This is a genomic window from Streptomyces azureus (assembly GCF_001270025.1).
GTDB classification, from domain to species: Bacteria; Actinomycetota; Actinomycetes; order Streptomycetales; family Streptomycetaceae; genus Streptomyces; species Streptomyces azureus.
This window is the reverse complement of record NZ_DF968268.1, coordinates 63293-72730: the sequence shown is the minus strand read 5'-3', so window position 1 is coordinate 72730 and position 9438 is coordinate 63293. Positions and strand designations below refer to the sequence as shown.

General features: G+C 72.5%; 7 protein-coding genes and 1 pseudogene. 2 read left to right on the top strand and 6 right to left on the bottom strand.

All coding sequences use genetic code 11. The features are described from left to right. Positions 1–64: 64 nt before the first annotated feature. Together AOQ53_RS16905 and AOQ53_RS16900 are read right to left on the bottom strand one after the other, a co-directional pair. Entirely contained in the window at positions 65–1075 is a 1011-nt protein-coding gene (locus AOQ53_RS16905; protein WP_059418205.1) for an aminoglycoside phosphotransferase family protein, read from the bottom strand. Between the two features lie 47 nt (positions 1076–1122). Then, positions 1123–2250, bottom strand: a complete 1128-nt coding sequence (locus tag AOQ53_RS16900; RefSeq protein WP_059418194.1) for an aminopeptidase P family protein — start codon at positions 2248–2250, stop codon at positions 1123–1125. A 184-nt stretch (positions 2251–2434) separates the two neighbouring features. Here AOQ53_RS16900 and AOQ53_RS16895 point away from each other — a divergent pair, with 184 nt between their 5' ends. After that, positions 2435–3229, top strand: a complete 795-nt coding sequence (locus tag AOQ53_RS16895) for a metallophosphoesterase (RefSeq protein WP_174523304.1) — start codon at positions 2435–2437, stop codon at positions 3227–3229. 59 nt (positions 3230–3288) lie between these two features. Here AOQ53_RS16895 and AOQ53_RS16890 read toward each other — a convergent pair whose 3' ends face one another. The 3 genes and pseudogenes from AOQ53_RS16890 to cyc2 form a co-directional block, all read right to left on the bottom strand. Beyond that, complete coding sequence (locus AOQ53_RS16890; RefSeq protein ID WP_059418189.1) at positions 3289–3849, bottom strand: PDZ domain-containing protein; 561 nt, start codon at positions 3847–3849, stop codon at positions 3289–3291. 216 nt (positions 3850–4065) lie between these two features. Next, positions 4066–4428: pseudogene (locus tag AOQ53_RS16885) on the bottom strand (multicopper oxidase domain-containing protein); the annotation flags it as partial. Positions 4429–4573: 145 nt separating this feature from the next. Beyond that, positions 4574–6736, bottom strand: a complete 2163-nt coding sequence (gene cyc2 / locus AOQ53_RS16880) for a germacradienol/geosmin synthase Cyc2 (RefSeq protein WP_059418185.1) — start codon at positions 6734–6736, stop codon at positions 4574–4576. 188 nt (positions 6737–6924) lie between these two features. On the opposite strand from cyc2, the gene AOQ53_RS16875 reads away from it, so the two are divergent. Continuing rightward, the gene (locus AOQ53_RS16875; protein ID WP_059418183.1) at positions 6925–8163 is read left to right on the top strand and encodes an endonuclease/exonuclease/phosphatase family protein; all 1239 of its coding nucleotides are present in this window, start codon (positions 6925–6927) and stop codon (positions 8161–8163) included. Between the two features lies 1 nt (position 8164). Here AOQ53_RS16875 and AOQ53_RS16870 read toward each other — a convergent pair whose 3' ends face one another. Further along, positions 8165–9349 carry a damage-control phosphatase ARMT1 family protein gene (locus AOQ53_RS16870; protein ID WP_059418181.1) on the bottom strand — a complete coding sequence of 395 codons (1185 nt, stop codon included), beginning with the start codon at positions 9347–9349 and terminating at the stop codon, positions 8165–8167. Positions 9350–9438: the final 89 nt, after the last annotated feature.

Here is a 9438-nt window from a genome sequence, read left to right as displayed (position 1 = left end):
GCTCCGCTGCCTCGTTCACCAGCCTTGACGAACAGCCCCCACGCCTAACTGAACGGCGTTGGGCCTAGAGGGCGTCGTCCGTGTCCCGCAGGTCCGTCACCCGTTCCAGCAGGATCGGCTCCCAGGCCCGGCGCACCTGCGTGCGCAGCAGGGTGAGCCGGCCCGCGTCCCGGCTCGTGAGGGCCCCGGCGAGGTGGACGACCGTGTCGCAGCGGGCGAGCCACAGGCCGCGCAGGCAGGGGCGGGCGCCGTAGCCGGCGAGGGTGGCGGCGCGTACGGCGGCGGGTGAGCCGACGGCGAGAGCGAGGCCCGCGATGTCCTCGGCCGGGTCGCCGACGACCGCGTCGGCCCAGCCGAGGACGCCGCGCACCCGTCCGTCGGCGCTGACCACGAGATGGCCGCCCGTGAGGGCGTGGTGGGTGAGGACCGCCGAGCCGGACTGGGCGGCGAGCTGGGCCGCGGCGGGCGCCGTGAGCTGGTTCAGGCGGTCGGCGTCGAACTCGTCGGCGCCGGCGAGGCGTTCGGCGGCCCGTACGGCGGCCCGGCGCAGCGCCTCCAGGGAGCGCGGCGCGGCACGCGGCACGCCGAGGGTCTCGGCCTGCCGGACCGGCACCTCGCGCAGCCCCGTGAGCAGTCCGGCGAGGTCGGCCTCGCCGACGGCGGACAGGTCGTGCGCCTCTCCCGAGCCGCCGGGCACCTTGGTGTCCAGCGTGCAGGCCAGCCCGGGCGCCCACTCGCCGTGCGCCACGCTGACCGGCACCGCCACCGGGACGTGCGGGCGGACGAGGTCGCGCAGGCGCAGTTCGCGGCGCTGGCGCACGGTGGCCTCGCGATCGGGGGCGAGGCGCAGCACATGACGGGTGCCGACCCACCAGGTGGCCGGGTCGGCACCCTCGGTGGCGGGCCGGACGTCGAGGCCGGCGGCGGGGCCCCTTCCCTGCCGGGCCTCCCTGCCGCCCTTGCCTTCCTTGCCCTGCTTGATGTCCTTGCCGTCCTGCCCGTCCTGGCCATCCTTGAGGAGGGAACGGACCAGTCGGCGGACGGTGTCCGCGGTGGGTGTCGGTGCCTTGGTCATGGTCGCGCCGTTGCCGTTCGGGAGGCGTGTGGGGGACATCGGTGGCGTCACTCCACTATGACCAGCTCGCGGGCGGTGGTGTTCAGACGCCGTCCACCGTCCTCGGTGACGGTCACGATGTCCTCGATGCGCACGCCGAACCGGCCGGGCAGATAGATGCCGGGTTCCACGGAGAAGCACATGCCGGGCACGAGGGGCCGCTCCTCGCCCTCGATCATGTATGGCGGCTCGTGGGTGGTGACGCCGATGCCGTGTCCGGTGCGATGGATGAAGTACTCGCCGTAGCCGGCGTCGGCGATGACCGCGCGGGCGGCCCGGTCGACGTCCTGGCAGGCGGCGCCAGGCCGCACGGCGCGGAACCCCGCCTCCTGGGCCTCGCGCACGATGTCGTGCACGCGGCGCTCCTCGTCGGTGGGTTCGCCGACGTGGACCGTGCGGGAGGTGTCGGAGCCGTAGCCGTCCTTCAGGCCGCCGAAGTCCAGGACGACCATGTCGCCGCGTTCGATGACGCGGTCGCCGGCCTCGTGGTGCGGGTTGGCGCCGTTCGGGCCTGAGGCGACGATGGTGAAGTCGACCTGCTCGTGTCCGTACCGGCGCAGCAGCCGGTCGAGGTCGGCGGCCACCTCCGCCTCCCGGCGGCCGGCGAAGGGCACGTCGCGGATCTCCTCGAACGTCGCGTCGGCGGCGGCTCCCGCGGCCGTCATGAGCTCCATCTCCGCCGCGTCCTTGACGGCGCGCAGCATCGGCAGGGCCTCGGTGAGCGAGGTGTAGGAGCTGCCGGGCACGGCCTGCTGCAACGCCAGCAGGTGCAGCGCCCAGGCGTTGTCGCTGATGCCGAACCGGCCCGAGGTGTCGAGCAGAGCGGCGGTGGCGGCGTAGGGGTCCTTGCCGTCGGTCCAGTCGCGCAGGGTCAGGGCGGAGGCGCCGGCCGCCTTCTGCGCGTCCGGGGCCTCCAGGGCGGGGACGACGAGGACGGGGTCCTGTCCGGCGGCGAGGACCAGCAGGGTAAGCCGTTCTGTGACCGCCGGTGGCGTGTAACCGGTGAGCCACACCAGGTCCGGACCTGGGGCCACCAGCAGGCCCGCGAGGCCGGCCTCGGCGGCCGTCCGCGCGGCGCGCTCCATACGGGCCCTGTAGTCGTCGGCGGTGAAGGACACCACCGTGCTTCCGGTCATCCGGGCCTCCCAGGGACGGACGAAGGGGCTACGGGCAGCATCCTGCCCGGCCGGAGGGGGCGACGCGAGCCGTCTGGGGACTTCGCCCGAACATCGCCGCTAATGGCAGAGGATTGCTCAGGCGTTAGAAGTAATGGTTAGATGCTCGACATCCATTAGCCGTTCGATCGAGGGGCGTACGACCGTGCTCGTACTCGCACACATCAGCGATCTGCATCTGGACGGGAGCACGCGGGCGACGGAACGCGCCGAGCGGGTGCGCGACCGGCTGTGGGAGCTGCCCATGGGGGTCCCCCCTGCTCGAGCGAAGTCGAGAGCTCGGCGGAATGTGGACGCGCTGCTGGTGACCGGGGACATCGCGGACCACGGCACCGAGCCGGAGTACGAGGAGGCCGCCCGCATCCTGGGGCTGCGCGACGGCGACGTCCCGTTCCCCGTGCTGACCTGCCCCGGCAACCACGACAGCCGCGCGCCCTACCGCAAGGCGCTGCTGGGCCTGCCGGGGGCGGAGGGGCCCGTCAACAGCGTGCAGGTCTTCGACGACGGTGCCGTGCTGATGTGCGACTCCAGCGTCCCCGGCAGCGACGACAGGGAGCTGGACGAGGAGACGTACGGCTGGATCGAGGCGACCCTCGACGAACTCGACGGCGGCCTTCCGGCTCTGCTCGCCTTCCACCACCCGCCGGTGGCACTGCACCACCCGCTGCCCGACTCGTGCCAGTTGCGGGAGTCCGGCCGGCTGGCCGGGCTGCTGGCCCGCCGGCCCGAGATCGCGGGTCTGATCACCGGCCACGCGCACACCCCCGCCGCGACCTCGTTCGCGGGGCGGCCGCTGGTGGTCGGCCCTGGTGTGACGTGGACGCTGCGGCTGCCCTGGGAGGGCGAGCAGGTCGCCGACCGGGACGCGCCGCCCGGGATCGCCTTCCACGTCCTGGACGACTCGGGGCGGCTCACGAGCCACTTCCGGGTGGTCACGTGACGACGTGGGTCAGGTAACGACGTGGGTCGGTGACGACGTGGCTCACGTGACGATGTGGCTCACGTGACGACGGCCGGTACGACCGTCAGCTGCTGGTAGCCGCCGCTGCGGTGCCGCACCGTCAGTTTCACCTCCGCGCCGGGGCGGGCGCGGGCGACGGCCCGGGCCAGGTCGGCGGCCGTGTCGATGCGGGTCGGGCCGAAGGCGAGGAGCAGGTCGCCGCGCACCAGGCCCGCCTCCTGAGCCGGCCCCGGGACGTGGAGCCCGACGACCAGGGCCCCCGGCTTCCCGGCGTCCATGACCTGCACGCCGAGGGTCACGGCGGCGGGCGCGGACGCGGCGGCGGACGGCGAGGTGCTGGGCGGCGACGGCGTGTGCCGCCCTCGCGGATCGATGACTCCGCCCTTGCCGATCACCGTGGCGCCCATCGCCCCGAGGCAGATCCCGGACAGGACCAGGACCGTGCCGGCGAACGCGGCGCACAGCACGTTGAGCAGCCGCCTCCCGCGACGCCGGGCGGTGCGCGGGCGGGGCCGCGCGGGGCCGCGCCCCGTCGCCGACGCCGCCCCGTCGGGATCCTGACCCGGCATCGGCTTGGGCCGCAGCGCGGTCTGTTCCATGGCTCGCCTCCGGATGGTGCGGATCGCCCCCGTCGGATGCGGAACGATCACGGCTGGTGCTCTACCCGGCGCTCCGGCGCGCGATGAGCCACGAACGAGTGAGACTGATCCGGCGTCGGTTGGGTGGTGCGTGCCGCCGGACAGGCGGGAACGACGGCACGGCTCGCGCCGCACCCGGGGTACCGGGCGCGGCGCGAGCCGTGGTCGCTGTGCCGGTCAGCCCGTGTGGCCCTCCCCGTGGCCGCCGTGGGCACCGTCGTGGTCGAACTTCAGCACCTGCTCAGGCATCGCGACGAAGGGCCGCATCATGCCCATGTCCTCGTGCTCCAGCAGATGGCAGTGGTACATGAACCGGCCGTGCGCGCCGTCGAACTCCCCCATGACGCGCGGCATCTGGTTCCCGGGCTCCCGGAAGACGCCCTTCCGGCCGCGCTCGTTGGGCGCGAGCGGGATGGAGGTGCCGGCGTCGTAGCGGATCGGCGTGCGGGTGCCGCCCACAGCCGGATCGAAGCCCGACACGTCGCAGGCGTCACGGCCCAGGAGCTGGAAGTCGGCCAGCTGGATGTGCATGGGGTGGACTGGTCTTGCCGTCCGGGCCGGTGATCTGGATGACGCCGTCGGTGGGGACCTGGTGTCTGTTCCTCTCACCCAGGAAGACCCCCGGCGCACTGCCGGGGGTTTCGCGATGTCCCGTTCCGAGCGGGTCTGGCCGGGAAGCGCCGCCTCAGCCGGGAGCGGGCACGGGCAGGGCGGGCGGCCGGTCCGGGAGGAAGCCGTGGGCGCGCCGGGCCAGCCAGTCGGCCTTGTAACGGTCCACCTCGCGGTGCCAGTTGAGGATGCCAGCCATCCAGTTCTGAAGATCCGACACGTACTCCCGCATGACGGCGCGCCCCTCGTCCGTGAGCCGGAAGTCCTCGTACAGGACGGGCAGTTCGTGCTCGACCACGTGCTCGAACTGCCGCATGCGCTGGCTCATCAGGTCGTGCACGATGCCGAGGGCGGTCGGGTAGTCGCAGCCGAAGAAGGTCTGCACGACGAGGACCGCGTTGTGGATCTCGCCCTCGTACTCGATCTCCTTCTGGTACGAGAAGACGTCGTTGGTCAGGCACGCGAAGTCGATCGCGGCGTTCTCCAGGGAGCGGACCGGGCCGCTGCGGTAGATCTCGGGCGGGACGGCCGGGCCGTGGCCCATCCGGCACAGGCTCAAGGTGAGGTCGGAGCCGAAGGTCGCGCGGCGCATCTCCAGGTAGTCGACCGGGTCGGGGACGCGGTTCTGGAGCTGGTTGGACAGTTCCCACACCCAGCTCTCGGTCATGACGTTGATGGCGTCCTTCAGGGTGCGCCGCGCCTCGGGCGTCATGTCCGCGGTGGTGCGCAGCCACAGGTCGAGAAGGCCGCGCTCCATGGCGTTGGCGGGGACCGGCGGTGCCTCGCCGGCGACCGGCATGCAGTCGGACAGGCGTGCCGTGGTCAGCCGGGCGGCGGCCAGGTCGCGGCGGTGGCCGTAGACCAGCGGGTAGTAGTCGTCGCCGTAGGTGCCCCAGGCGAGCCACTGCGCGCTGAGGTCGAGAGCCTCGGGCGTGGCGTCCGGATCGAGGCCCGCCGAGCAGAGCGGGAGGTCGTAGGCCCGGAGTTTGTCCGCGTCCCAGACGCCCTCGCCGAGGATGCCCATGCGGTTGACCCAGTCGGTCAGGTTCCGGCGGGCGGCGTCGAGATGCGGGCTGAGCTGAAGCGGGAACGGCATGCGGATGTCGGGGATCCGGGACGGCCCGACCTTCTGGTACGGCACGTGCGTGTAGGCGCGCAGCCGCTCGGCTCCTGCCGCGGCGAGCAGGGCGCGGACGTCGGCGGCGGAGGTGCCCATGCCGCTGCATCCCGGCCACGGCCTGGTGCCGCGCGCGTTCTCGTTCATGTAGCGGCTGGAGCGCAGATGCCACTCGTGGCCGCCGGACTGCCAGTCCTGGAGTCCCTTGGTGTACGCCGCCACGGCCGCGACCTCGCCGGGAGTGAGGCCGTTCTCCAGGGCCACCGCGGGCACTTCGGTGAACGCCGTGTGCTCGAACTGCTGGAGGCGGGAGGTGAGGATGTCGTTGACGGTGTCGGCGGCCTCCTGGGTGGTGCAGCCGAAGAAGGTCTCCAGGACGAGCACGCCGTTGCTGTTCTCGCCCTCGTCCTCGACCTCCCGCTGGTAGGAGAACAGGTCGTTGCGCAGGTGCACGGCGTCGGAGAACGTCTCCATCAGCACCCTGAGCGGCCTGGACTCCGCGACGGATGCGGGCACTTCGGCCGTCGCGTACTCCACGAGGCCCGCCGACCAGGGGGCGCCGCCCACCTTGCGGCGCATCTCGATGTACTCGACGGGGTTGGCGATCCGCCCCTCGTTGATGTTGGACAGCTCCCACAGGGACTCGTTCAGCAGGTGCTCGGTCGCCACGGCGAAGCGGCGGCGCCAGTCCTGCGACATCTTCGGGACCGTACGCGCCCACAGGTCGGCGAGGCCCGCCTCGACCGGGTTCTCCGGCTCCGGTACGGGAGTCGAGAGGTCCAGCGGCATGAAGAGGGGCAGCCGGTCCAGGTGGGCCTTGCCGGCGACGCGGTCCTGGCTGCGCTTGTACATCTCCAGGAAGTGGTCGTCGAAGAAGAAGACCCACACGTACCAGTCGGTGATGAGGGAGAGGGCGGGGCCGTCGCAGTCGGGGTGAGTGTAGGCGCAGAGCAGGCCGTAGTCGTGCGCGTCGAGGTCGGCCTGCTCCCAGACGCCGGATCCCTCCAGCATGCCCATCTCGCGCGCCCAGTCGGTCGAATGGGCCCTGGCCTCGTCGAGATGGGGGTTCAGCCGCGCGGGATGCGGCATGTAGAAGTGCGGGAGTTCGAACGGCTGCGTCATGGCCGGGCCCTACCCGGCACCTCGCGGCGGCATCCGCCGGGCGGGACATGATCACACCATCGCGTGAATCGGGCATGAATGCGGGAGTTCTCGCCGGGCCTTGTGGCGTTCACCTCTACGCGCGCAGACTTACGCCCGAACCCTGGCAGTCACGTCCCTCTCGTTCACCTCGTTCACCGGAGTCCACCATGAAGCAGTCCCGAGCCCTGCCGCGCCGGGCCGCGCTCACCTCGCTCGCGGGGGCGGCGCTGGCCGGTGCGACCGCCCTGAGCGCCTCGGCGTCCGAACGGCACGGGCGCACCGTGCGGTTCGCCACGTTCAACGCCTCCCTGAACCGCTCCGCGCGGGGCGCCCTGGTCCGGGACCTGTCCACCCCGGACAACACCCAGGCACGCAATGCCGCCGAGACGATCCAGCGGGTCGACCCGGACGTGCTGCTGATCAACGAGTTCGACTACGACGACCAGGGCGCGGCGGTCCGCCTGTTCCTGCGCGACTACCTGGAGGTGGGGCAGCGTGGCGCCCGCGCGGTCCGCTATCCGTACCGCTTCACCGGCCCCGTGAACACGGGCGTCGCCACGGGAGTGGACCTGGACGGGAAGAACGGGGCCGTGACGACGCCCGGTTCGGACGCCTACGGGCAGGACGCCTACGGGTACGGCTGGTTCCCCGGCCAGTACGGCATGGTCGTGCTGTCCAAGTACCCGATCGACACGCGCGCGGTGCGCACCTTCCAGCACTTCCTGTGGAAGGACATGCCGGGCAACGTCATGCCCGAGGGCTACTACAGCGACGAGGCCCGGGCGATCCTGCGCCTGTCCTCCAAGAGCCACTGGGACGTGCCCGTGCGGATCGGCCGGTCCACCGTGCATTTCCTGGTGTCGCACCCGACCCCGCCCACCTTCGACGGCCCCGAGGACCGCAACGGCCGGCGCAACCACGACGAGATACGCCTGTGGGCCGACTACATCGGGGGACGCCGGCGCGGCGCCTACCTGTACGACGACCGGGGCCGGCGCGGCGGACTGCGGCCCGGGGCGCGGTTCGTGATCGCGGGAGACCTCAACGCCGATCCGTACGACGGCGACAGCTACGACCACGCCGTACGGCAGCTGCTGGAGCACCCGGCGGTCAACCTGCCGGCCGAGCCGCCGGCGAGCAGGGGCGGGGTGGAAGCGGCCCGGCTCCAGGGCGGCGCGAACGCCTCGCACATCGGTGATCCGGCGTACGACACCGCCGACTTCGGCGACACCGCGCCCGGCAACCTGCGCGTCGACCACGTCATCCCGTCCCGGGGGCTGGCACCGGGCGCGAACGGCGTGTTCTGGCCGACGCCCGGCGACCCCCTGTACCGGCTGGTGGGGGACGGCACGACGGTCCCGACGTCGGACCACCGGCTGGTGTGGCAGGACGTGAGGGTGTTCTGACCTACCCGGGGATGCTCATCTGGATCAGCGCGTGCGTGCCGCTGGTGCGCCAGCGCTGGTCCTCCGCGGCGACCAGTTCGGCCTCGGTCCGCGCGTCGAGGCCGGTGATCACGTCGGACTTCAGGGTGCGCAGGGCGGCGACCGGGCCGGGGAAGTACGCGGTGACGTCCGGGAACGGCGTGGTCGGAGCCCAGAGCCGGTCGCCCACCAGGCGGCGGTAGTTGAGGTCGCCCTTGACGACGGTGAGTGTGGCCGAGGCGAAGTCGGCGCGCAGGTCGCCGGGCATCTGCTCGTACGGCAGCGGGGCGCAGGAGAAGGGATGGGCGCGGAGGGTCAGGCGGCCGTCTGCCAGGGCGGACCACAGACGCTGTCCGTACGCGGCGGCCGCTCCCCCGGCACCGGTCAGCCGGCGCAGTGCGTCGACGACGTCGGCGGTGGTGGCGTCGGAGACGTAGTACGGGTAGGGCTTGACGTGCAGGACGGCCCGTCCGATGCGCCCGTGGGCCAGGAGATGGGCGATGAGGAGCAGGTCGGGGACGAGTTCGCGGCCGGCGTTGTCGGCGACCAGGCACAGGGTGCCCGTACCGGAGTCGCCGAGCAGGGCCCACAGGCGGTCACTGTCGTCGGCCACCAGCCCGGGGGCGGCGTCAGTGGTCCGTGCGCCCTCGGCGGAGAGACGGAAGCCGAGGTCGGCGCGGTTGCCCCAGAGGGAGCCGTGCAGCAGGGCCTGTGCCTGTTCACCGGCGGGCAGGCCGGCGAGGTCGTCGAGCGCGGCCAGTTCCTCGTCGGTCTCACGGGAGTCGAGTTCGGCCAGTTTGAAGGGGCGGAAGGGGTCGATACCCTGCCAGGGGCCGGGGCCGAAGTAGCCGACGGCCTGGAGCAGTCGGCGGTAGAACCAGCTCTCGGACCAGAGCCACGGCACGTCGAACCAGGACCGGCCGCTGTACTCGCGCAGCCCCCAGGTCTCCCAGAGGTTGCGGTCGTGCGCGTCGGCGGGGAGCGGTTCGATCTCGCCCTTGGTGCAGTTCGCCAGCAGTTCGTCGAGCGCGCGGTGCTGCCCGGGTTCGTACGGGAAGGCCTCGCGCACCTGCCGGATGATGGCCGGGTGCCGCTCGGCGAGCACGCTGTGGGGGAAGGAGCCCGGCTGGTCGCCGAGGAGCACGGGTGCGGATGGGGTGTCGGGCATGCGGCTCACCGTAGCGCGCGGGCGCCATGTCCCGGCCGGCCCGGTCGGGGCCGTGGCTCACCCGGGGCGCATCATCCCGCCCGAGACCG